This is a genomic window from Thermanaerovibrio velox DSM 12556 (genome assembly GCF_000237825.1).
Classification (GTDB): Bacteria; Synergistota; Synergistia; order Synergistales; family Synergistaceae; genus Thermanaerovibrio; species Thermanaerovibrio velox.
On the sequence record NZ_CM001377.1, the window covers coordinates 1087547 to 1110862 of the forward strand.

At 53.9% G+C, this 23316-nt stretch carries 25 protein-coding genes, 3 tRNA genes and 1 other RNA gene; 4 read left to right on the forward strand and 25 right to left on the reverse strand.

The window, feature by feature from the left end; all coding sequences use genetic code 11:
• Nucleotides 1-303: 303 nt before the first annotated feature.
• From frr to rpsB, 4 genes are all read right to left on the reverse strand, one after another.
• Nucleotides 304-861 (reverse strand): ribosome recycling factor, encoded by a 558-nt coding sequence (gene frr / locus THEVEDRAFT_RS05240; protein WP_006583670.1) that lies wholly within the window; start codon nt 859-861, stop codon nt 304-306.
• Nucleotides 862-890: 29 nt separating this feature from the next.
• Entirely contained in the window at nt 891-1619 is a 729-nt protein-coding gene (pyrH, locus tag THEVEDRAFT_RS05245; protein ID WP_006583671.1) for a UMP kinase, read from the reverse strand.
• Nucleotides 1620-1732: 113 nt separating this feature from the next.
• Nucleotides 1733-2326 carry a translation elongation factor Ts gene (gene tsf, locus THEVEDRAFT_RS05250; RefSeq protein ID WP_006583672.1) on the reverse strand — a complete coding sequence of 198 codons (594 nt, stop codon included), beginning with the start codon at nt 2324-2326 and terminating at the stop codon, nt 1733-1735.
• Nucleotides 2327-2328: 2 nt separating this feature from the next.
• A complete protein-coding gene (gene rpsB / locus THEVEDRAFT_RS05255) occupies nt 2329-3171 on the reverse strand; it encodes a 30S ribosomal protein S2 (RefSeq protein ID WP_006583673.1) in 843 nt (280 codons plus the stop codon).
• Nucleotides 3172-3399: 228 nt separating this feature from the next.
• Between rpsB and THEVEDRAFT_RS05260 the strand changes: the two genes are divergently transcribed.
• Complete coding sequence (locus THEVEDRAFT_RS05260; RefSeq protein ID WP_006583674.1) at nt 3400-3705, forward strand: metal-sensitive transcriptional regulator; 306 nt, start codon at nt 3400-3402, stop codon at nt 3703-3705.
• On the opposite strand, the gene THEVEDRAFT_RS05265 is transcribed toward THEVEDRAFT_RS05260, so the two are convergent.
• The 7 genes from THEVEDRAFT_RS05265 to speD form a co-directional block, all read right to left on the reverse strand.
• Nucleotides 3680-4054 (reverse strand): hypothetical protein, encoded by a 375-nt coding sequence (locus THEVEDRAFT_RS05265; RefSeq protein WP_156787122.1) that lies wholly within the window; start codon nt 4052-4054, stop codon nt 3680-3682. The two genes, THEVEDRAFT_RS05260 and THEVEDRAFT_RS05265, sit on opposite strands and share 26 nt — an antisense overlap.
• 148 nt (nt 4055-4202) lie before the next feature.
• Nucleotides 4203-4301, reverse strand: an RNA gene (gene ffs, locus THEVEDRAFT_RS09355) — signal recognition particle sRNA small type.
• Between the two features lie 88 nt (nt 4302-4389).
• A tRNA-Ser gene (locus THEVEDRAFT_RS05270) sits at nt 4390-4483 on the reverse strand.
• A gap of 101 nt (nt 4484-4584) precedes the next feature.
• Nucleotides 4585-4863 (reverse strand): hypothetical protein, encoded by a 279-nt coding sequence (locus THEVEDRAFT_RS05275; RefSeq protein ID WP_006583676.1) that lies wholly within the window; start codon nt 4861-4863, stop codon nt 4585-4587.
• Between the two features lie 428 nt (nt 4864-5291).
• Nucleotides 5292-5384, reverse strand: a tRNA-Ser gene (locus tag THEVEDRAFT_RS05280).
• Nucleotides 5385-5423: 39 nt separating this feature from the next.
• A complete protein-coding gene (locus tag THEVEDRAFT_RS05285; protein ID WP_006583677.1) occupies nt 5424-5882 on the reverse strand; it encodes a nucleoside deaminase in 459 nt (152 codons plus the stop codon).
• 23 nt (nt 5883-5905) lie between these two features.
• A complete protein-coding gene (gene speD, locus THEVEDRAFT_RS05290) occupies nt 5906-6736 on the reverse strand; it encodes an adenosylmethionine decarboxylase (protein ID WP_040825784.1) in 831 nt (276 codons plus the stop codon).
• Between the two features lie 153 nt (nt 6737-6889).
• On the opposite strand from speD, the gene THEVEDRAFT_RS05295 reads away from it, so the two are divergent.
• The gene (locus THEVEDRAFT_RS05295) at nt 6890-8110 is read left to right on the forward strand and encodes an ArsB/NhaD family transporter (RefSeq protein ID WP_425358275.1); all 1221 of its coding nucleotides are present in this window, start codon (nt 6890-6892) and stop codon (nt 8108-8110) included.
• A 64-nt stretch (nt 8111-8174) separates the two neighbouring features.
• Nucleotides 8175-8651 (forward strand): methylated-DNA--[protein]-cysteine S-methyltransferase, encoded by a 477-nt coding sequence (locus tag THEVEDRAFT_RS05300; RefSeq protein WP_006583680.1) that lies wholly within the window; start codon nt 8175-8177, stop codon nt 8649-8651.
• Between the two features lie 173 nt (nt 8652-8824).
• On the opposite strand, the gene THEVEDRAFT_RS05305 is transcribed toward THEVEDRAFT_RS05300, so the two are convergent.
• The 14 genes from THEVEDRAFT_RS05305 to thrS all read right to left on the reverse strand — a co-directional run bounded on the left by THEVEDRAFT_RS05305 (nt 8825) and on the right by thrS (nt 21192).
• A tRNA-Arg gene (locus tag THEVEDRAFT_RS05305) sits at nt 8825-8901 on the reverse strand.
• A gap of 68 nt (nt 8902-8969) precedes the next feature.
• Complete coding sequence (locus THEVEDRAFT_RS05310) at nt 8970-11312, reverse strand: endonuclease MutS2 (RefSeq protein WP_006583681.1); 2343 nt, start codon at nt 11310-11312, stop codon at nt 8970-8972.
• Between the two features lie 43 nt (nt 11313-11355).
• The gene (locus tag THEVEDRAFT_RS05315) at nt 11356-11874 is read right to left on the reverse strand and encodes a CvpA family protein (RefSeq protein WP_245522771.1); all 519 of its coding nucleotides are present in this window, start codon (nt 11872-11874) and stop codon (nt 11356-11358) included.
• Between the two features lie 5 nt (nt 11875-11879).
• Nucleotides 11880-12110 carry a hypothetical protein gene (locus tag THEVEDRAFT_RS05320; RefSeq protein WP_006583683.1) on the reverse strand — a complete coding sequence of 77 codons (231 nt, stop codon included), beginning with the start codon at nt 12108-12110 and terminating at the stop codon, nt 11880-11882.
• Nucleotides 12111-12125: 15 nt separating this feature from the next.
• A complete protein-coding gene (locus tag THEVEDRAFT_RS05325) occupies nt 12126-12422 on the reverse strand; it encodes a hypothetical protein (protein WP_006583684.1) in 297 nt (98 codons plus the stop codon).
• Between the two features lie 25 nt (nt 12423-12447).
• Nucleotides 12448-12564, reverse strand: a complete 117-nt coding sequence (locus tag THEVEDRAFT_RS10115) for a hypothetical protein (RefSeq protein WP_281054532.1) — start codon at nt 12562-12564, stop codon at nt 12448-12450.
• Between the two features lie 13 nt (nt 12565-12577).
• Entirely contained in the window at nt 12578-14818 is a 2241-nt protein-coding gene (gene pheT, locus THEVEDRAFT_RS05330; RefSeq protein WP_281054533.1) for a phenylalanine--tRNA ligase subunit beta, read from the reverse strand.
• Nucleotides 14815-15864, reverse strand: a complete 1050-nt coding sequence (gene pheS / locus THEVEDRAFT_RS05335; protein ID WP_006583686.1) for a phenylalanine--tRNA ligase subunit alpha — start codon at nt 15862-15864, stop codon at nt 14815-14817. The genes pheT and pheS overlap by 4 nt, the downstream gene beginning before the upstream one ends.
• On the reverse strand, nt 15861-16523 hold the full coding sequence (locus tag THEVEDRAFT_RS05340) for a potassium channel family protein (protein ID WP_006583687.1): 663 nt from the start codon (nt 16521-16523) through the stop codon (nt 15861-15863). The genes pheS and THEVEDRAFT_RS05340 overlap by 4 nt, the downstream gene beginning before the upstream one ends.
• 14 nt (nt 16524-16537) lie before the next feature.
• Nucleotides 16538-17860 (reverse strand): TrkH family potassium uptake protein, encoded by a 1323-nt coding sequence (locus THEVEDRAFT_RS05345; RefSeq protein WP_006583688.1) that lies wholly within the window; start codon nt 17858-17860, stop codon nt 16538-16540.
• 15 nt (nt 17861-17875) lie between these two features.
• Nucleotides 17876-18232 (reverse strand): 50S ribosomal protein L20, encoded by a 357-nt coding sequence (rplT, locus tag THEVEDRAFT_RS05350; RefSeq protein WP_006583689.1) that lies wholly within the window; start codon nt 18230-18232, stop codon nt 17876-17878.
• A 31-nt stretch (nt 18233-18263) separates the two neighbouring features.
• A complete protein-coding gene (gene rpmI, locus THEVEDRAFT_RS05355; RefSeq protein ID WP_006583690.1) occupies nt 18264-18461 on the reverse strand; it encodes a 50S ribosomal protein L35 in 198 nt (65 codons plus the stop codon).
• A 12-nt stretch (nt 18462-18473) separates the two neighbouring features.
• Entirely contained in the window at nt 18474-19301 is an 828-nt protein-coding gene (gene infC / locus THEVEDRAFT_RS05360; protein ID WP_006583691.1) for a translation initiation factor IF-3, read from the reverse strand.
• Between the two features lie 46 nt (nt 19302-19347).
• Nucleotides 19348-21192, reverse strand: coding sequence for a threonine--tRNA ligase (gene thrS / locus THEVEDRAFT_RS05365; RefSeq protein WP_245522609.1), 1845 nt, complete (start codon nt 21190-21192; stop codon nt 19348-19350).
• Nucleotides 21193-21537: 345 nt separating this feature from the next.
• On the opposite strand from thrS, the gene THEVEDRAFT_RS05370 reads away from it, so the two are divergent.
• Complete coding sequence (locus THEVEDRAFT_RS05370; RefSeq protein ID WP_006583693.1) at nt 21538-23016, forward strand: sodium-dependent transporter; 1479 nt, start codon at nt 21538-21540, stop codon at nt 23014-23016.
• The last annotated feature ends 300 nt before the right edge of the window (nt 23017-23316 follow it).

Sequence of the window (23316 nt, forward strand, 5' to 3'; positions counted from 1 at the left end):
CTTCAGCTCTTAAAAGATCGCTGGGGTAAGAAAAACAGCAAAACCACCCGATCCCGCCGGGGCCTTATCCCTGGCGGGATCTAACTTTTAAAAACCACGGCACCTATCCAGGGTTTCCGTACCAACGAATACACAACAAGACAACGGCACAGCCCCCAGCCCTTCTTTCAGCCATTTAAAAAAGGGGGGTTCAAAGAACTCAAACCTACGCATGGAGATGAAACAAACGGGGGACCCCAGGTCCCCCTCCTACCAAAACGCTCAAACTCACAAGGCAACGCCAAAGGGCAATTTAACAAAAGGTCAATCGTTAAGAATCTCTTTCTCCTTCTCCTGAGCCATCTGATCCACCTTTTTGATAGCCCCGTCTATGTGATCCTGAACTTCCTTCTGGAGCTTCTTGTGCTCATCCTCGCTTATGTCCCCCGCCTTCTCCATCTTCTTGAAGGCCTCCAGCACGTCCCTCCTTATGTTCCTTATGGCCACCCTGGCCTCCTCGGCGTACTTGTTAACGAGCTTAGAGAGCTCCTGACGGCGCTCCTTGGTCAGCTCCGGCAGGGTAACCCTAACCGAGTCCCCATCGGTCTTGGGGGTGACGCCAAGGGAGGAAGACTGTATGGCCTTTTCAATGGCCTTAAGGGCGGTCTTATCCCAAGGGGTGATGACCAGCTGGCGGGACTCAGGCACGGTTACCGTGGCCATCTGTTTGATTGGGGTAAGAGTACCGAAGTAGTCTACCTTTATATCCTCCACAAGGGCAGGATGGGCCCTACCGGTCCTTATGCCCTGCAAGGTGCCCCTAAGGTGTTCAATGGATTTCTCCGTCTTCTGCTTCATCTCCTTGATCTGGTTCTGCGGCATAGAAAGATCACTCCTTTCCCGTTTCTGCCCTAACAACCCACTGGATTAGAACAAACCACCGAACCCACAGGCTTATCGTCCACTAAGAGGGACCTTAGGTTACCCCTCTTAAGCACATCAAATACTATTATAGGAATGTTGTTCTCCTGGCAAAGCGCAAAGGCCGCGGCGTCCATGATCTTGAGGCCCTTTGTAAGGGCTTCCCTATAACTGACGGAAGACAACCTTTTGGCTTGCGGGTTTTTAGCGGGGTCGTCGTCGTATATGCCATCCACCTTGGTGGCCTTCAAAAGGCATGAGGCCCCTATCTCCGAGGCCCTGAGGGCCGCTGCGGTATCGGTAGAGAAATACGGCGAACCGGTGCCGGCGGCGAAGATTACGATTCGCCCCTTTTCCAAATGCCTTATGGCCCTCCGGCGGATGAACGGCTCAGCCACCTGCCTCATCTCCACCGCAGTCTGAACCCTTGTGCTCATCCCCATTCTCTCTAAAGAATCCTGAAGGGCCAAGGCATTTATGACCGTGGCGAGCATGCCCATGCTGTCCGCCTGAGCACGTTCCATTCCCTTCTGGACCGCCTGCTGTCCCCTCATTATGTTACCGCCGCCGACCACCATGGCCACCTGGATGCCCTCACGGGCCACATCAGCGATCTCGGCGCAGATGTTGCTCACTTCCTCCAGGTCAAGCCCAAATCCGCTTTTGCCAGCCAATATCTCGCCAGACAGCTTGAGAAGTACCCTATTGTATCGCCCCATGGCAAGCCTCCTGATGTCCACAGTTATAACAGACGTGCATTTTTACAACGGCCCGTTTAAGCCCAAGAAAAAGGCGAGGGACCATCCCTCGCCTCATAGATTCTGAGATCCTCTTACTCGGAGATGGCATACCTGGTGAACCTACGAACCACTATGTTCTCCCCTATCTTGGCTATGTTCTCCATCACCAGGTCCTTTATCTTCTTCTCCGGGTCCCTTATGTAGGGCTGCTCGAGCAGGCAGGTTTCCTCGTAAAACTTATTGACCCTGCCCTCTGCGATCTTGTCCACTATATGGGCCGGCTTGCCCTCTTCTAGGGCCTGCTTCCGATAGATCTCCTTCTCCCTTTCAAGGTCCTCAGAGGGGACATCCTCGGGGGATACGTATTGAGGATTGGCGGCGGCAATGTGCATGGCTATCTCATGCCCGAGCTTCTTAAACTCGTCGGTCCTGGCCACAAAATCGGTCTCACAGTTGATCTCCAACAGAACGCCTATCTTGCCGTTGGTATGGATGTAGCTGAAGACCAACCCCTCGGCGGCGGTACGACCAACCTTCTTGGCCGCCTTGGCAAGACCCTTCTCCCGAAGGTAGTCCACTGCCTTCTCGATGTTCCCTCCACACTCCGCCAACGCCTTCTTGCAATCCAAAACTCCAGCTCCGGTACGAGCCCTAAGGTCCTTCACCGCTTCCATATCCACAGACATCACTAGGCCTCCTTCCAGCCCTTGCGCTCCTCAAGCTCCTGGTTGACCAGTACCTCTGCGACATCCGAGTACTCATCGTGAAGCTTCTCCCGGACCTCGATGACGTCCTCCACCGACTCCTCCTCCGCAACGGCCTCGGCGGCAGGAGCAGGCATGCCGTCAACTCCCTGACGTCCCTCTATAAAGGCATTGGCCATCAGACCAGTGATGAGCTCAATAGCCCTTATGGCATCGTCGTTCCCGGGGATCGGATAATCGATGAGCTCGGGGTCACAGTTGGTATCAACTATGGCAACCACAGGGATTCCAAGCTTGGCAGCCTCAAGGACCGCTATGTTCTCCCTCCTGGGGTCGATCACGAAAAGCGCATCCGGCATATCCCTCATGTCCCTTATGCCGGAGAGGTACTTCTCCAGCTTCTCCCGCTCCTTGCGAAGCTGGATGATCTCCTTCTTGGGATAGCGGTTAATGGAACCATCCGCCTCCATCTTCTGAAGCTCGATCATGCGATTGATCCGGCGCCTTATGGTAGCAAAGTTGGTGAGAAGCCCGCCAAGCCAGCGCTGGTTTATGTAAAACTGGCCACAGCGAAGGGCCTCGTTCCGTATGGGCTCCTGGGCCTGCCGCTTGGTGCCCACGAAGAGCATGCTGCCCCCCTCCTTGGCCACCTCCCGAACGAAGCTGTAAGCCCTCTCAAGACCCTTCACCGTCTTCTGAAGATCAATGATGTAGATCCCGTTCCGCTCGGTGAATATGTATGGCTTCATCTTCGGGTTCCAGCGCCTGGTCTGGTGACCGAAGTGAACCCCACACTCCAACAACTGCTTCATGCTCACTACCGCCATGTGGTTTCCCTCCTTGTTTTTACCTCCACGGGCGTCATATCCCATGGGAACCCCGTACGTTCACAGGGCAACACCCAATAGATCCGCCCGTGTGCGGACTACCGCTGGGCAGTATATCACGATAGTCGTTGACCTTCAAGGCATGTCGGTATAGGATACATACCTACGGGGGGCATTAACCCCTGAGTTCTACGAGCATACCATATCGTTAGGAGCTGAAGAGTTGAAATGAACTCTAAGAAGACCAAGAACACCACAGGGAAAACCGCAGTGCTTAACCGGTTAAAGCGCTTAGAGGGACAGATACGAGGCATACAGAAGATGATAGAGGATGAAAAGCCCTGCAAAGATATACTTATCCAGCTGAACGCCGCGAGGAAGGCAATGCAGAACGCGTCCATCGCGGTGCTCAAGAACTACCTTAACCAGTGCATAAGCCAAGCGGCCTCAGAAGTCCCCAAGGAAAAAATGGACGAGCTGGAGAGGCTCATCAAGGCCATGATAGACCTCACCCCTCTGGACGGGGAGCAATGAACCCGAGGAGCAGCGGATCCGTACATTCTGCTCCGCAGAAGGGATCAAAGAGCTTGCCGTCTTCGATGCAATACTGCGCATAAAAGGGGGTGGTGGAAACGCTAGCCCCCTGTGTGACCGCTGCAAGCTTACCCCAAAACCCCACGTCAGAGATGGCCGCAAAAACCCTCCGTTCGGCCTCGTCCGGAGCAATGCGGAAGTCTAATACATGCTTAGCACCTGAAGCTTGGAGGGCCCCCTCCTCAAGCTCCAGCGGGCGCTTCGGGGCAACCTCCTCGAGGGAGCCGAATAGGCCGTTCAAGAGCCATAAACCTCTTACGTAGGATGGCCTAGCAAACATCCTACGCACCAAGTACTCCCCCCGAATCAAGTAAAAGGGGATCCACAGAGCCTCATCGCAACCCCGTCGATGGACGTCCAAGTATAACAAGGGCATAACACACACCCCCTAACCCATAAAGGGGACACACAGAAAAAAACGGGTGCGGCCCCCAGCGGGAGACCCAGCTTGCCGTGGCACCCGCAGCTCATCGTTTACCGTTGCTTCCTTCCGGACCTGGCGGGGTTCACGAGGCTGCGCCGCACGGGGCTAGGCCTCCCGCTGGAGGCCGCAACACTACCGATGGGCAAAAGTCCCAACACAAACGCGGGGCCCGTAGGGCCCCACACAACTCGCACAAACCATGGCGGAGAGGGAGGGATTTGAACCCTCGGGGCGGCTTTTATACCGCCCACTCGCTCTCCAGGCGAGCGCCTTCGACCACTCAGCCACCTCTCCGCATCCTCGATCGGTCACGCGGGGAATAATACCTAATCACAAGGAATATTTCAAGCCCCCTAGGGCATTTTCTTTATCATACACATCAATTCCGGGAGATGTTAGTCCTTGCCCATAAGCCTCCTCACAAACTGAAGCGCATAATCTTGCTCGGATATTATCCTACTGGACTCCGATGAATCCAGAGAAGAAAGGTCTTTCCCAACCGCCTTGAGAAAAGCATACCCCAGCGCCATTACCGTTTCCTGGTTTTTCTTCATCAGTCGCTTTTCAAGTTTTGCACGGCGCCTTTCAAGATCTGCCAAAAGCTCCTCAGGACTCCTTCTTGGCCTCCTGGCCCTTTTAGGCTTATCAGATCCAGAAGCGGACTTATCTACCACAATACAACACCTCCAAATATGAAGACTATGATTCAGGAAAACTATATCATTCAATAGAATATGTCAAGCACCACAAAAACAATAAAGCTACCAAATCCTCGAACTCCCGCAACTTTTAGGCTATTACGCCCCCTAAAATACACCAGATCTCATAAGAGGTTAGTCTAATCGCCAAGGCCAACGTTACAGGAGCTCAAAAGCGCGTGCACATCCTGATCCAAACAAGCAAGAGCACTATGTATAAAGATTAGGACCTCAACTTATGACTAAATAACCAAGGCAAGCAGGACATGCCGATTAAAAATGGCTGAATTGAGCTAGCAGCTCTAGAATGGAAATCGGTGAATCAAAGGCAGGGAATGACAAAAACACGCTAAAAACGACAACAAAAAAGCAGGGCCTAAGAATGGCCCTGCTGCTTACCCAAATGGCGGAGAGGGTGGGATTTGAACCCACGAGACGGCTCAGCACCGCCTAGACGATTTCGAGTCGCCCGCCTTCGACCACTCGGCCACCCCTCCACGCAAAACAACACAACGGAGAAACGATGAGAATTATATTCAACCCTCCGCGGATTGTCCAGCTCTAACACCCCTGCGGGATTTGAAAAAGGCCCACAGTAAACGCCGCGATTCCTCCGCCTTCTCTCCCTCGAACACCCTACATCGAAGAGGCTGCCTGGGATCCCTAAGGACATCATACAGGGATCCACATGCCCCAGCCTTGGGATCCCTTAGCGAAAAATGTACCTCCCCTATGCGGCTCTGCAATATGGCACCCGCACACATAACACAGGGCTCCAACGTCACATAGATGGAGGCCCCATCAAGCCGCCAGCGACCAAGCCGGGAACATGCATCCCTTATAGCCACCATTTCCGCATGCCCTAAAGGATCTTGGTCAACCTCCCTGACATTCCTGCCCCTACCTACAACCCGGCCCGCCACGACGATAACCGCCCCCACCGGCACGTCACCAGCCTCAAAGGCAGCTCGGGCCTCACTAAGGGCTTCTTCCATAAAGATACTGCTCATTCAGCCCCTTAAAACGATGGCAGGTTCCGGCCGGCGAAAATCTCCGCCATCTCCTTCTTGATCTCCTGCTTTATCCTCTTCTTCTCCCCAGGAAGAAGCGACTTCTTACCGGTACCAAAGAGATAGTTGTCCAGGTCGAAGTCCTTTATTATCATCTTTGTATTGAATATGTTCTCCTGATATATGTTAACATCAATGAACTGATAAAGTTCACGGGTATCCTTTGATATGAAGTTTTGTATGGAGTTTATCTTGTGGTCCAGGAAGAACTTCTCCCCCGATATGTCCCTCGTAAAGCCCCTCACCCTGTAGTCTATGATGGCGATGTCAGGCGAGAAAGTATGCAACAGGTAGTTAAGGGCCTTAAGTGGCGATATCCTGCCGCAGGTTGATACGTCTATATCAGCCCTGAAAGTACATACCCCTCGGTCCGGGTGGCTTTCCGGGTAGGTATGAACAGTTATATGGCTCTTATCCAAATGTGCGAGATACGTCTGGGGAAGGGGTCCGGGGCTCTCCCCTTCATCCTGCTCCTGACAGTGATCTGCCTGGCTCTCTCCTACCTTCTCCTCCGATATAAGCAGCGCCACGCTTGCCCCTTGGGGATCGTAATCCTGATAGGCTACGTTCAATATATTAGCTCCTATGATGTTGGCCACCTCCGTGAGTATGGTGGTCAACCTCGTGGCGTTGTACTCCTCGTCTATGTAGTCTATGTACGCGTTACGATGCTCAGGAGTCTTGGCGTAACATATATCGTAAAGATTGAAGCTCAAGGACTTAGTTAGGTTGTTGAAGCCATAAAGCTTCAGCTTCTTAAGCTTCTTGATCTTCTTCATCGGCTTGATTTCCAATGATCCATCCCCTTCCTGCAAAGCTCGTTTCCTGATAATCTAGAACCCAGAGAGTAAGAATAGCACATCTGCCAAGGGGCGCAAGGAGATTCATGATTAATTATCAAAAAAATACCCCCAAAGCAGTTGGACAAGGCGGTGCACCAGTTGGAACCATCGGTTTTGATATTCGCTGTTTCATATCTCATCCTAGCCATAGGACAGCCTCCCATCCTTCGCATAGACCGGACAGGGGCGGTCATAATCGGTGCCTCCCTTATGGTCTTCGTAGGAGCCATATCCATGGAGGATGCGTACAAATCCATAGATTACAGGACCTTGGCCACCCTCTTCGGTCTTATGGTCCTGGTGGCACACTTCAGACTCTCCGGGGCGGTAAACCTTCTATCCGCCTGGGTCCTGAAACGGGCAGGCACGCCTAACGGGCTTCTCATCTTCGTCATCGCCGCAGCGGGCGTACTTTCAGCCCTGTTCGTGAACGATACCATATGCCTCCTGTTCACACCGATGCTGCTGAGGTTGACCTACTCCATGGGCACCGACCCACGACCACACCTGCTGGCCCTTTGCATGGCGGCCAACGTGGGCAGCGCTGCCACGATAACCGGAAACCCCCAGAACCTGATAATAGGAATGGCTTCAGGGATCAATTATGGAAAGTTCTTCATAAACATGCTGGTCCCATCAGCAGCGGGGCTCCTTTTTACTTACGTGGCCATCAGGATCTTCTACAGGCACCAGTTGACCACACCAACGACACAGCACAAGGATTCCGGGAACTTCCCATATCACAAAGCCATGGTCATCAAGTTCATCTTTTTAAGCACCGCTTGCCTCGCGGGCTTCTTCTCCGGTTTACCCATAGAAGTGGTTGCAATGGCCATAGCCTCTTGTTTCCTTATTACAAGAAGGGTAAAGCCAGAAAAGGTGTACCAAATGATAGACTTCAAACTTCTCCTCCTTTTCATCGGATTGTTCGTGATAATGGGCGGCTTCCAGGGATCCAAGGCTTTTACCTGGCTATCCGACCTCAGCACCATTGCCTTAAGGGGGAGCATCTCCCTTTCTTTCGTGTCCGCAGGTCTTTCCAACTTGGTAAGCAACGTCCCTGCGGTGATGCTCCTTAAACCCCTCGTGAAAACCCTCGGGTTGGGTGACAGGGGATGGCTAATCCTTGCCATGAGCTCCACCTTCGCAGGGAACCTGACCATACTGGGATCCATAGCGAACATAATAGTCGTAGAAGGAGCATCCGGGAGGGTCAGGATATCATTCATGGAACACCTTAAGGTGGGCCTTCCTGTAACCCTCACCAGCATATCGTTCGGAATCTGGTGGCTAAACAACTTCTACATCTAAATTTCAATAGCTCACCCAGATCTAATTGATCGCTCAAAAACGCCTTTGTAATGGGGGGACGCCCATGTGCGGCAAATCCATCGGAACGATCTCAACCCCGATAGGCCCCATCATGGTGACGGCAGAGGGGGATGCGATCACAGGGATCAAGGTCATAGTAGGACAGGAGCCCAAAGGTTGTTGCCCATCTCCTGTGGTTCAAAACGCCATGGAACAACTTATCGAGTACTTTGAAGGGAAAAGAAGGGAATTTCATCTTAGGGTAGAGCCCAGGGGAACGACCTTCCAACGCCAAGTCTTTAATGCCTTGACAGGGATACCCTACGGTCAAACCCAAAGCTATGGAGACATCGCAAAATCCATGGGATCCCCAATGGCGGCAAGGGCCGTGGGAAGAGCCTGTGCCGCCAACCCAATAATCATAGTGATCCCATGCCATAGGGTCGTGGGACGCAACGGGCTCGGGGGATTCTCTGCTCCAGGCGGATCTGAGACCAAGGTGTTTCTCATAAACCTGGAGAGATCCAATCCGACTAAATAAGCTAAACAAAACAGCAACTACGGACTCCACTGGGCCGCCTTAAGCCCATAAGAAGCCGCAGGAGGGAAAAGCTAACCATACTTAAGCCCCTCTTCAAGAAGAAGTAGTAGAAAGAGGAAGGAAACGACAGGGCCGGATAAAACAAAAAAAGGCCCCTAAGGGCCTAAAAATCATGGCGTGCCCGCCGGGATTCGAACCCGGGACCTTTGGCTCCGGAGGCCAACACTCTATCCAGCTGAGCTACGGACACGCTTGACGGTGCATATATTACCACGGAGAAGGACGAAGCGCAACCTTATCCAGGCTTTAACTTTTAGATCACCTGGCGAAACGAACCACCGTTACGCCATGTCCCCCTTCTCCTGGCCCCCCAAGACGGAAGGACTCCACGAACGGCAGGCGCCTAAGCAGGTCATGGACCGCCCTTCTCAGTATGCCCTCACCGCGTCCGTGTATTATCTCCACTTCTCCGTAACCCACGCGGTAGGCTTGGTCTATATACCTCTCCACCAGGGGCATCGCTTCATCCAACGTCATGCCCCTTATCATGATAGAGCTCAAGACCTTCTCGGGGGTAGATACCGTAACCTTGGACTGGGGCACCTTGAGCGGAGATGCCGATAGGACCAGGTTTTTGAGGGGGACTCTTATCCTCATGGCCCCCGATACCACAACCCCATGATCTCCATCTATCTCCGCCAGCTCCCCCTTCACCGCACTCCCTCTTATCTCCACCACATCGCCCACCGACAATCCTCGATCCGAAACAGGAGACGGCAGATCAAGCACATCAGATCCAAGCTGATCCAGGGTGGCGGCGGCACGCCTGACCTTCTCCCTTCCCCTTTGGTAGGCCCTCTGGGCCTCCGCATGGGACTTGCTGCGAAGCTCCACCAAAAGGGCCTTGGCCTCTTCCTCCGCCCGATGCACCAACTGCTCCGCTTTAACCTTGGCTTCTCTTATTATCGACTCCGAATCCGACAGGACCTTGCCATACTTGGCCAAGTAATCCCGCTTCATCGCATCTAGCTCTGCTCTCAAGGCCTCCACTTCCTTAAGCCTCAAGTCTAAATCCCTTTGTCGATCCTCCAGCCCCTTTAGAAGGAGATCCACTCCCGTCGGAGACCTGCCCATCTCGTCCTTTGCCCTTCTTATAACCTCAGGGGGCATCTTAAGCCTCTCCGCTATGAGTATCGCATTGCTGCTGCCGGGTATACCCATAAGAAGCCTGTAAGTAGGGGACAACGTTACAGGGTCGAACTCCATAGACGCAGCCTCAACACGAGGCGTGGTCATGGCAAAATGTTTTATCCTGTTATGATGTGTCGTGGCTATCAGAAGGCACCGACGACCTAGGAAGTACTCCAACACCGCAACTCCCAGCGCAGAACCCTCCTCAGGATCCGTACCGGCTCCTAGCTCGTCCAGCAAGACCAATGACCTATCGGTCACCCGTTCCATTATGTTCCTAAGCTGATTTATATGGCCGCTGAACGTGGATAGGTTCTGTTCTATGCTCTGCTCATCCCCTATGTCGGCAAAGAGCTCCCCTATATCCCCCACCTTAGTGCCCTCGGAACAAGGAACCGGGAAACCCAACCAGGCGAGGTACACCACCACCCCCGAGGTCTTAAGCGCCACGGTCTTGCCTCCCGTGTTGGGACCGGTTATCACGAGCATCCTAAACCTTTCACCACAGGAGATATCCAGCGGCACCGCTCTATCATCCAAGAGGGGATGCTTCGCACCCTTAAGGCAAAAGCTTCTTTCCCCTGTTACCTCCGGTACCGTCCACTTTTTAGACCTCATCATGTCCACCTGGGCCCAGAGTAGATCAACGGTACCCAAGGCCTCATCGGTGTTCAACAAAGCCCCCTCTCGGGCCAGCAACATCTCCGTGAGCTCCTTAAGGATCCTCTCCTCCTCTTCCCGCTCATCATTGGTGAGCAATGACATGCGGTTGTTCAAGGGCAAAAGCTGAGAGGGTTCCACGTAGACGCTGTTACCAGAGGCAGACCGTTCGGTAACGATACCGGGAAATGTCCCGGCCATATCAGACCTCACCAGGGCACAAAACCTACCGTTCCGAAGAACGAGAACCTTGTCCTGCAGCATCGACGCCAAGTGAGAGCTGGACAATATGTCGTTCCATCGGCTCCTAACCTGATGGCGGAGGTCCCTCATCTTTTGGCGTATATCCTTAAGCCTGTCGGAAGCTCGATCATAGAGCCCCCCGTCATCGTCCAAAACGTCCAGGCTAGAGAGCTCCTCCTCCCAGTCCGGGAAGCACCGCATAAGATCCCGCAATGCCTCGTGCTCCGAAGCATCCTCCTTAAGCCTGGCCTTCACCCTTTGGGCCAACCAAAGGTTGATCCTAAAGCGAACCAGCTCTGCCCCACTCAACCAGCCATACGATTTTGCCTCCCTTATAAGACCATCAAGAGGGGCAGCCCTGTAGTCCCACGGGTAGTCACCTCTCCTTATAACCGAGGATTCAAAGGCCCTTAGGACCTCAAACCTCCTCTTGAGAGCCCCTACATCCCCCGCTGGAGGCAAGGACAACGCTCGCCTGACGCCAAGCTCCCCTCGGCAAAACCCGCTCACGATACCCAGGACCTTGTCTACCTCAAGGACCCTGTACGTATTGGCGTCACATATCAAAACATCTCACCTCTAAACTCTCTAGGAGAGCATCTGCGATCGATTAGCGATGTAACCCCGGCAACAAACCCCCATGCGGGACGATCTCAACGGCATCGAAAAGCCCCATAAGGAGATCCCGATGGGATGACACCAGGCTAAAAAACAAGCTCCGCTCCTCCCAACCAGGGGCTAGAAATGGAGACAAAGCCCTCCCAATTGCAAAAAATAGCAACACCAGGATGAGCAGTTTGGCAGCTCCAAATGCACCGCCAAGGAGCCTATCCAACAAGGACAGCTTGGCCTTGGAAACTATGGATCTAACAAGCCCCCCCAAGACCCGGCAAACCAAAACACATAAACCTACAACCCCGATGAAGGATAGGACCGGGCACACAAAAGGCGGGATGTCAAAACTAACCAACAGGGACACAACGGGTTTGGAAAAGCGAACCGCCAGGACAAAACCCAACAGCCATCCCAACAGCGAAGCCAGCTCCGCCACAAACCCCCTAAAAACACCCCTAAGTATCCAAAACCCCCCTACCAAGGCGAGGGCCCAGTCCAGGGGGGATGATAACATCACGGTCACTCCAAGTCCCCCTCCACCAACCTTTCAAGATCACCCAGAAGCTTCAACAGCTGGCTTGAAAGGGACATGGAGGCCAAGAAAAGCCTCTCGTCCTGACTAAGGGAGGGATCCAACGAGTCCACCAAGGATCTCACAAGCCCTGCCGCCTCCTGGACCTCCTCCTCTTCCAAGGACGTAACTATAGGGTACGACTTCTTTCCCACCAACAGGACGAGACGACGCTCCATGGTACCCCCTTGGGGCTACTGACGACCCGCAGGATCCTCGGGGAGCAAGGATCTTATCTTGCCGAACAAGTCACCCATCCTCTGCTCCTGCTGCTGAAGCTCCTTCTGAAGTGCCGTCTTTTCCCTTTCCAGCTGTTCTACCGTCCTCTGCATCTCCTTTTTAACCCTGATCAACTCAAGGTCCTTCTCCTGAAGCTGAGACTTAAGGGATGCCACCTCCGACAAAGCGGAATCCCTCTCCTTCTGCAGAAGGGATATCTTCGCCCCCAGGCGATCTACCAAACGCTCTATCTGCTCAAACTGCTGGCTCATGGCGAATAGTCCTCCTCCTTCCACTTTACCTCAGTGTATATCCCCTGTCCTGGAGCTTCTGCCTTAAGGTAAAATGAACCTGGTCTACCTCATCATCCCGCAGGGTACGCTCGGGGTGACGATAAACCACGGAAAAAGCCAAGCTCTTAGCCCCCTCAGGCCAACCCCTTACCCATGTAGACATCGAAAAGCTCCACCGCAACCGCCAGCTGAGGATCCATAAGCTGGCGGATCGCATTCTCAACCTGAACCGCTGGGACATCGGAGGCCACCATTATCGCCATATCCCTGCTAACCGAAGGGAACCTGGAGGAACCGCCAAACTTAGGCAGCTGGCCATTTAAAATGCCGTCCATGTTAAGCTCGAAGACAAAGGCCCCTTCATCCACCCCAAGCTCCCTTTCAATTGAGGGCTTCAACCTGCACAGGAAGCCCACCTTCACGCCGCCTACGATGATGTGAGCGGTCTGCCCAGCATGCCCAAACGGTTCCCTTCCCCTGATCCAACTCGCCTCTACCCCGCACAACTCCAGCATAGCAGCCACGTCGGACTTGACGGTAAAGAAATCCTCTCGAACCCTTTCCCCATGGACAGACCGGGTGTCCTTCCCCACAAACACCAAACCAGCTATGTGGTGATCCTCTCCCTGTGAAGAGAACACGTTACCCGTCTCAAACATCCTTATGGGTTTCCTCCACCCAGAGCTTAGGTTCCCCTTAAGGCCTCTTATCAAACCCACGACGATGAGCGGCCTCATCATTAGATGCTCCCTGCTTATAGGATTGACTATGCACGGAGATCCCTCGTGGGGAACACCCAACGCTCCCAACTCTTCAGGAGATGTAAAGCTGTACGTCACAACCTCTACATATCCCCTCGATATGGCTAACCTCCGCAGGGAGTTGGACAGCTCAAAATCCCGGGGGATAACACCCCTGCCCCTTAGGTTGCCGGGGATCCTGGGCTCCACCAAGTGGTACCCCCTAACTCTACCGACCTCCTCGATTAGATCTTCCTCCCCCTCCACATCGCTCCTCCAGGAGGGAACAGAGAAGACGGCGTGAGAGGGCGACAACTCCTCCCCTTTAAAACCAAGGGCCTCCAAGATGTCACAGGCCTGCTCCAGTGAATCCATAAGGAGAACCCTTTTAAGCGACGAAAGCCTAAGGGATATGCGGCGATCGATACGGAAATCCTCCTGGTGCTTAAGGAAGCCTCTCCCCACTACCACAGCCCCTCCCTGGGACATCTTCCCCAAAGCGTACAGGGCTGCAGCCTCGCTGGCTCCCCAGTCAACCGACCGGCTGTACCGAAACGCCGCCTGGCTGGTTATACCAAGCCTCCTGGATGTCACGCTGACCCGGGCAGGATCGAAGACCGCCGATTCCAGCAAGATCATCTTGGTGTCATGCTTAACCTCCGTCTCCTCCCCTCCCATGACACCGGCGATGGCGATGGGAATTCGGTTGCTGCAAATAAGGATGTCCTTATCCTGAAGCTCCCGATCCCTGCCATCCAGGGTCCTTATGGTTTCTCCGGAAACTGCTCCCCTCACTTCGACGGAGTTGGAGGGCAGACGGCCCGCATCGAAGGCGTGAAGCGGATGGCCGAACAACAACATCGCCAGGTTGGTGGGATCCACCACGTTGTTGAGGGGCCTCATGCCCGCCAGAACCAACTTGAGCCTGTCAAAGAACGGAGACTCCCCAACGAACTTGACTTCCCCAAAACCCAAAAGATACTTCCAGCAACCATCGTCAGAGACCTTGAGTTGAAACCTATTAGTCCAATCATCATCGGACCAGTTTATATCCGGCATCTCAACGGGCAAGAGATCAGCCCCTGTAAGGGCCGAAACCTCTCGGGCAACCCCAAGCATGGAACACAGGTCCCCCCTGTTAGGGGTTATAGAAAGGTCTAAGACCGGCTGATCCAGCTCGGCCCAATTGAGGAAATCCTCTCCCACCGGGGCATCCGAGGGCAGCCTAAGCAGCCCCCCTGATGAATCAAGCCCATCCAGCCCAAGCTCCTGGCAGGACAGCAACATCCCATGGCTATCAACCCCACCAAAGGGCCTGACCGAAAGCTCAGCCCCATCGAATATCCTAGCTCCAGGAGGGGCATAGGGGAAAAGCCCTCCAACCTCCACGTTGCGGGCACCCGTTACCACCGTGGCCTTACCAGAGCGATAGTTAACCGTCACCACCGAGAGGTTAGGCTTAGCTGGATGCGGCAAAACATCCTCCGCTTGAGCTATAAGGATACCGCTGGAAGCCCCTGCGGGGGCTATGACCTCCTCCACCTCCGTGCCAGTCATGGTGAGGCGATCCATCAGCATGTCCAGCGAAACGTCTATCCCCACAAGTTTTCTAAGCCATCCAAGATGTACTCTCATCGAACCATTCCCCCGCTTAAGTAAGAAAGATCCGCCTCAAAAAGGGGCCTCAAATCGGATAGGCCGTACTTCAGCATGGCTATCCTATCAACCCCCATGCCCCAGGCGAAACCACCGAACCTATCAGGGTCTACCCCACCACTCCTTAGAACGTTAGGATGGACCATGCCAGCACCCAGGATCTCAAGCCAACCGGTCCCCTTACAGACCCGGCATGACGGATTAGCTCCACCACAAACGACGCATTCCACGTCCATCTCTATAGATGGTTCAGTGAAGGGGAAATAACTGCCCCTGAATCGAGATTTAAGGGGCTTCCCAAATATGGAGTCCACGAATACCTGAAGGCACCCCTTTAGGTCCGCCACTGATACGTCCTCGTCAAGCAGGAGACCTTCAACCTGGTGGAACATGGGGGAGTGGGTAGGATCGCTATCCCTTCGGTAAACCCTTCCTGGTATCACTATCCTGAGGGGGGCTCCCATAGACAACATGGAGCGAACCTGCACCGGCGAGGTATGGGTTCGAAGAAGTCTGTTGTCCTCAAGGAAGAACGTATCCTGCATGTCCCTTGCGGGATGGTGAGCCTTAAAGTTGAGGGCTTCAAAGTTATAGAAGTCCGTCTCTATCTCCGGCCCCGTGGCCACCGAGAAACCAAGGGACACGAATATGGAGACGATCTCCTCCATAGTCTGAGCCACAGGATGGAACCGGCCAAAAGGACGTCCAGCACCAGGGAGGGAGACATCTAGGACGTTGCTCCCCTCTTCCTGAACTTCCCTTATCCTAACGAGGTCCTCCAGCCTCTCCTTAGCCTGGAGTTCGCACTTGTCCTTAATTACGTTTAACTCCCTACCAACTCTAGGCCTTTCATCCTTAGGCACATCCCCAAGGGACCTCATCAGAAGCGTGAGAGCACCCTTGCGCCCAAGGTACTTAACCATAACAGCCTCCACATCCTCTGGGGCCCTTGCTAAGGCCAGCTCATCTTCCAAGGCCATTTTAATCTCAAAGGCCTCGGCCACAAGATCCCTCACATCCCTCACCCTTCCCTGCTTAACGTGTTCATGAAACGGGCGACATCAGCATCCTTGCCAGCTATCCAAAGCTTGTCCATGGCTAGGACCTCGGTGTCTCCCCTTGGGACGTATCTCTTGCCATCCCGTTCAGCGAATAATACCAGAACTCCGTAGCGTTTTGTAAGGTCTAGGTCCCTCAAAGACTTTCCGGCCAGACGGGCTCCTTCGATCTGGGCTATGGTTATCTCCGAGTCACCCCCTACGTGGAAGTAGCTCATCCAAGGGCGTACTATCTGATCCGCTATGACTATACCCATCTCCTTCTCCGGGTAAAAGACCCTGGCCGCTCCTACCCTTTCCAATACCTTGGCGTGAAGTGCATTGGTCGCCCTGGCCCAAACCGGCACCCCGAGGTCCTTTAATATGGCAGTGGTTAGAACGCTGGCCTCAAGTCCCTCTCCTATTGCTACCACTGCAAGGTCCACTTCCTTGGCTCCGACCTTCATCAAGGCCTCTTCATCGGAGGAATCTAACTGGGCCACGTACTCCAGATCGTCTGCCAAGGCCTCAACCCTGGCCCGAACGCGGTCAACCCCTATGACCTTATGTCCTAGCTCAGTAAGCCTAAGGCACAGGGACTGCCCAAAACGTCCAAGCCCCACGACAAGAACTGTTTTCTTCTCCACCACAAGACCTCCCCTCAACCTATTGGCATGTTAATCCCAGGCAAAAGGACTCTGCCGGGGACATGCCGTCTAAAAAGGGAGTACATGAAGGTTACGATACCAACTCTACCCCAATACATCAGCAATATCAAAATAAGCTTCCCCTCCGGAGTTAGCTTTGATGTGATCCCAAGAGAGAGGCCCACTGTGCCCATGGCGGAGAACGCCTCGAAGATGAGGGTCGACGTGGGAAGCGGCTCAAAAACGGTCAGCAGGCACACTGCAATAAATATTGCCAATGTATAGAGCATTGATACGGTGAGGGCCTTCCTTTGAAGCCTCGAGTCCACGCTTCGCCCCTCCAGTCTCACCTCTCCAAGACCCCTTACCTCGGAAACGCAACTGGCCCATAGCACCGCCAAAGTAGTGGTCTTAACTCCACCTCCCGTGGAAGACGGACTAGCTCCCACCCACATGAGGAAAACGGTGAAAACCAAGGACAAACCGGAAAGGGACGTCATGGGCAACGAGTTAAACCCCGCAGTTCTTGGGGTCACGCTGTGAAAGACCGCGTTCATAACCTTCTCAGAGAAGGGCATCCCCCTCATGGCACCATTAAACTCACTCAAAAACAGCAAAAGGGATCCAAGGACTATGAGCCAAAAGGTGGACTTTAGCACCACCCTAGAGTAGGGGGATGGCCGCCATCTTCGGAGCTTTACGCACATTATGACATCATCAACCACGGGGAAGCCCATCCCCCCTACAACTATAAGCAAGGTTATTGGTATCATCACAAGGAAGTTGCTGGAGAAGTCCACAAGGCTGTTCGAATAAGGGGAGAAACCGGCATTACAGAAGGCGCTTATCGAATGAAACACCGCCATATAGGCAGCTCGGCCCACAGGCTCTGTTTGAAGAAACCCCAGGAACAGCGGAACGCTCATCAAGGCTTCAGCAAACAGGGATATCACAAACACCCTTATGAGCAGCTTGACCGCCCCTTGCGGTGTATCAAGGCCCATGCTGCCAGCCCATATCAACCTCCCCTTGATGCTTATCCTGGCCCCTAAAACCACGGCAAAGGCGGTGGTGGCGGTCATCACTCCAAGACCGCCTATCTGGATGAGCATCAATAAAACCACCTGGGAGGCCGTTGGAAGATCCCTCCCAATATCTATGGTAGAGAGTCCCGTAACACATACCGCAGACGTGGATGTAAAAAGGGCATCCAAAAAATCTATCGGCATGGACTTTAAAATGCCTATGCTCCAAAGAGCAAGGGCTCCTGCCGCTATAAGCGACAGGAACCCAAACACAAGCCACAGCTCTGGTCTGAAAGAGCTATAAGATCTCATAGCAAAAGACCGTCTTTAACGGCCCAACGCCTCCTTAGCCTTGGAAACCAAAGCACCGAAAGCGTTAGCATCGTTAACTGCAAGGTCCGCCAGCATCTTGCGGTTAATCTCAATGCCACCCTTCTTCAGACCCGCTATCAAGGAGTTATAGCTCATGCCATGCATCCTGGCAGCCGCGTTGATACGAATTATCCACAGCCTGCGGAAATCCCGCTTCTTCGCCCTGCGGTCATGGTAGGCCTTGGAAAGGGCGTGCAGGAACGCCTCCCTGGCCCTGCGATATACGTTCTTCTTCCTTCCCCAAAAACCCTTGGTTATGCTGAAAAGCTTCTTCTGCTTCCTGCGGCTTGCGCTGGAGCCTTTAACCCTCATTTAGAGTTCACCTCTTCCCGGATTTCTTAGCTTACGCGTAGGGGAGCAGCTTCTTGACGTTCTCTCCCAGGGTTCCGCCCAACACGCCCTTCTGACGAAGCCGACGGCGACGCTTGGCGTTCTTACACTCCAGAAGATGGCTCCTGCCACTCTTCTTGAACACAAGCTTCCCGGATCCACTTACGGAAAACCGCTTCTTCGCACCCGAATGAGTCTTAACCTTAGGCACCTTAGTCCCTCCTCAAGATTCTTCGGACGAAACGTCCGTTGAACTGGAATCAACGTTCTTTGGGTCCCGGGGGCGGACGGACTTAGAACCTTCGAGATCCTTAGATGAAGCCTGGGCCAACGGGGCTATCATCATCCTCATGTAGGATCCCTCCATCCTGGGCTCCATCTCAACCTTGCCCAGGTCTGCCACGTCCTTTCGGACCCTGTCAAGCACCTCACGCCCCTTGTCCAGAAAGGCCATCTCCCTGCCCCTAAAGAAAACCGAGACCTTAACCCTATGTCCATCCTCAAGAAAGTCCCTTACGGCCCTAACTTTAAAGGAGTAGTCATGGACGTCGATCTTCGGCCTCATCTTTATCTCCTTGAGGGCCTGGCTCTTTTGCTTCTTACGGGCGTCCTTGTCCCTCTTCTGCTGCTGGAACCGATACTTGCCGTAGTCCATGATCTTGCAGACCGGCGGCTTCGCAAGGGGGGCCACCTCCACCAAATCCAGCTCCCTCTCCTCTGCCATCCGCAAGGCCTCCTGGAGAGGTACCACCCCCACTTTCACGTTCTGATCATCGATCAGAAGCACCTCTGCCGCACGTATCTCCAGATTGACGCGGGGTTCATCATCCTTGAAGCTTATAGCACTCCACCTCCCGTGATTTAAACTGCTCTTCTCACCCAACAAAAAAAGCTGGGCGCAGACGGCGCCCAGCCCAAAAGGAATCTCCACTCCGAAACAGGCAACCCGACGCCTTTGGCGGCAGGTGAGAGGGCGCACATCCTCTTCTTGAAGACAGGCCGAAGGGTCTTTACCCACGGCCTCGAGAGCATACCACACCCTCACCGCCATTGCAAGGGATCCTACGGGACATCACCTATCCCCTGCATTCCGCCTACTACCTTGGGCGAAATTCCCGATCTAAAACCGCCTTTAGGGACTCAAGGGACATGGCCCCAAGATCTCCATTGACCCTATGTCGCACCGCCACCGTGGAGGATTCCGCCTCCTTACCGCCTATGACCAACATGTAGGGCACTTTTGAGACCTGGGCATCCCTTATCTTCCTGCCCAGCTTCTCGTCCCTCCAATCCATCTCGGTCCTTATACCCCACCCCTTGAGGACCTGATCCACGTTAGAGGCATAGTCCCCCAGCTCCGGCTTTACCGGGAGAATCTTCACCTGCACCGGGGCGAGCCAGAAAGGGAAGGCCCCGGCATAATGCTCTATAAGGATGCCGAGGAACCTTTCGAGGCTTCCAAAAACCGTGCGGTGGATCATGACAGGCCTATGCTCCATGCCATCAGCCCCCACGTAGGAAACGTCGAACTTCTCCGGCATCTGGAAGTCCAGCTGTATGGTGCCGCACTGCCAGGTCCTGCCTATGGAATCCTCAAGGTGAAAATCTATCTTGGGCCCGTAAAAAGCGCCATCCCCGGGGTTGACCTTGTACTCCGTCCCCGTAGCCTCCAGGGTCTCCCGGAGCTTATCCTCCGCAAGGTTCCACATATCCAGGCTCCCCATGTAGTTGTCAGGCCGAGTGGAAAGCTCAACCTTGTAGGGGAAGCCAAAAACGTCTTTGTAGACGTACCTCATAAGGTCTATTACCCCTGCGATCTCCTCCCCAACTTGCTCAGGAGTGCAGTATATATGGGCATCATCCTGCGTAAAGCACCGAACCCGCATGAGCCCATGAAGCACACCGGATCTCTCGTGCCGGTGGACCACACCCAGCTCTGACATCCTAAGGGGAAGGTCCCGGTAACTCCTGGTGGAGCTCTTAAAGACCAGTATGCCCCCCGGACAATTCATGGGCTTCACCGCAAAAGGCCTTTCATCAATGCTGGTAAAGTACATGTTCTCCCTGTAGTGATCCCAGTGCCCGGACCTCTCCCACAGGCTCCTATCAAGGATCAGGGGAGTGCGAATCTCAAGATATCCCCTGCGCTTGTGCTCCCTCTTCCAGAAGTCAACCAGCTCATTCAGGATCACCATACCCTTGGGGTGGAAAAAGGGGAAACCCGGCCCCTCTGGTTGAATGCTAAAGATGTCGAGCTCCCGGCCCAGCTTGCGATGATCCCGCTGCCTGGCCTCTTCTAACCTTGCAAGATAAAGATCAAGAGCCTCCTTGCTATGAAATGCAGTGCCGTATATGCGGGTAAGCATTACATTTTTCTCGTCCCCCCGCCAGTAGGCCCCCGCAAGGGAAAGCAGCTTAAAGTTTCTGAGAACCCCTGTGGACCTGACATGTGGGCCCCGGCAAAGATCAACGAACTCCCCCTGCCTATAGATCGATACGGTATCGTCTTGAATCTCCCCTATTAGCTCCACCTTGAACCGCTCTCCCCTATTGGAGAACAGCTCCACAGCTTCCCCCCTGGGGAGAACAACTCGCTCAACCGGCAGGTCCTCCTGGGATATACGGCGCATCTCTTCCTCTATTCGAGGCAGGTCTTCGTCGGTTATGGGAGATGGGAACAGGATGTCGTAGTAGAACCCGTCCTTTATGGCGGGGCCCACCCCAAGCTTAGCGCCCGGGAAAAGGCGCAAAACCGCCTGGGCCATCAGATGCGACGCAGAATGCCTTATGACCTCCAACCCCTCAGGGGAATCAGCCGTTATTGGCTCCACCACCCCGCCGCTCACCGTAGCCTCAAGGTCCACCGAAACGCCGTCCACCTTAGCGGCCACCACTCCATCGAGGGAAAAACCGAGGGCTTGAAGGGCCTCAAGGGCCTTCATAGGGGCTCCCTCCACACGCTTTTCGCCGGACACATCTACAAAAAATGTCATTTCAATCCCCCCGTAAAAGGGCCTACGCCCTATCCTTGCATCCTTAACCTGCATTGTACCACGCGATCCGTCACCAACAATAAAACAACGGAAACTAAAATAAACATAATGCATAAAAGTCGCAACTTTTGGTCTTGCGCTGAACATTGGTATGTATTATCCTGTATTCCGTAACCCCCATGGCGTCACCAAGGCGCCCATTTTTCTCTTTACCGAGAAGAAGGGAGGTGCTAGGGCGAGTTCCCCTAAGACCCTTACTTTCAACCACACCAGAGAAAAAGGAGGTTAAGGAGCATGGCGGAACAGATCAAGGGACAGAACGAACAATGGTCTAGCAGGTGGGGACTGGTCTTCGCTGCCATAGGAATGGCGGTGGGCACGGGGAACATATGGAGGTTCCCCCGAGTGGCCGCCACAAACGGCGGAGGGGCTTTCTACATAGCCTACTTCTTGGCTTTGTTCCTCTGGGCAATACCCCTCCTGTGCGCAGAGGCAGTTTGGGGGAAGGCCTCCAGGATGGGAGTTATAGGGTCTTGGAAGGAGATGCTTGGACGCAAATGGACCTGGGTGGGAGGCTTCATCGCCTGGGTGTGTCTAGCCATAACCTTTTATTACGCGGTAGTCATAGGCTGGTGCATTAGATACTTCATATACGCTGTGTCAGGGGTCATAAAACCCGGTTTGGACACGGAAGCCCTCTGGAAGAACTTCATCAACGACCCCATGGCGGGGCTCATATTCTTCGCCATAGCAGTGGCCATGTCCCTTTTCATCTGCCTTGCGGGGGTCCAGAACGGCCTTGAGAGGGCCAACAAGATAATGATACCCTCTATCTTCGTCCTCCTGATATTCCTAGCTGTAAGGGCGAACTTCCTCCCGAACTCCTGGAAGGGGCTTGAGTACCTCTTCACCATAAGGATGGAGGACGTGCTGAAAGCCAAGACATACCTGGAGGCTTTCACCCAGGTGGCTTGGTCCACCGGTGCGGGATGGGGGCTTTTCTTGACCTACTACGTCTACGCGGGCAAGAAAGAGGACATCCTTCTTAATTCCATAACCACCGGCTTTGCGGACACCACCGCAGCCTCGCTGGCCGCCCTGTGCGTCATACCAACCATCTTTGCCTTCTCTCCGGATCCCATGGCGGCGGTAAAATCCGGCAACAATGGAATAGCCTTCATCCACCTGACCAAGCTCTTCGCTGAGATACCCGGTGGGGTCATAATGGCCATAGCGTTCTTCCTAGCACTCATCATGGCAGCGCTGAGCTCCGAGATATCCATGATGGAGTTGGGTTGTCGTATACTGGCAGATGCAGGATGGGACAGGAAAAAGGCCGCGTGGACCGTGGGCATCGCATGTCTAATCTGCGGAGCTCCCTCTGCCATGAACAACAACTTCTTTGAGAACCAGGACTGGGTATGGGGAGTCGGGCTGCTCATATCTGGGCTTCTCTTCTCCATAGGAGCCATGAAGGTAGGGGTCAAGAAGCTCTGGGTGGAGTGGATCGAGCCCTGTTCGGACGTTAAGGTGGAGTGGATGTGGAACTTGGTTAAGCTCTTCCCCCTGTGGTTCGTGATAATCTTCGGTTGGTGGCTCAAGCAGTCCATAAGCTGGTACCCCGGCGAGTGGTACAAGTTCCTGCCGATATCAAAGTACACCTATACCCCTGGCACCATGTTCGTCCAGTGGGCTATCGCAGCGGCGGTATTCTTCGTTCTCAATAACTGGCTGGCAGACACCATGAAGTATAAGCTCCAGGCCAAGGACTAGGGGGGATTTGAAAATGTGGAAGCTCACCATGGTTGTTATACTAGGCCTTGTCTTTGGAGGGTTCGTATGGTGTCTTTGGTCTGCCATGAAGGCAGAGGAGAGGAAGAAGGGAGCATAGATCACAGGAGCTCCATTCCCTGAACCACGAAGGGCGCCGGGGTATTCCCTCGGCGCCCTTCGCTTTCCGCTACCTCAGCCCTCGCAAGTTACCCTGACATAAGCGAGCGGCTACTTAACCCCGGTGCTCCCAAAACCACCGGAGCTGCGATCCGTGTCAGAAAGATCATCCACCTCTAGGAA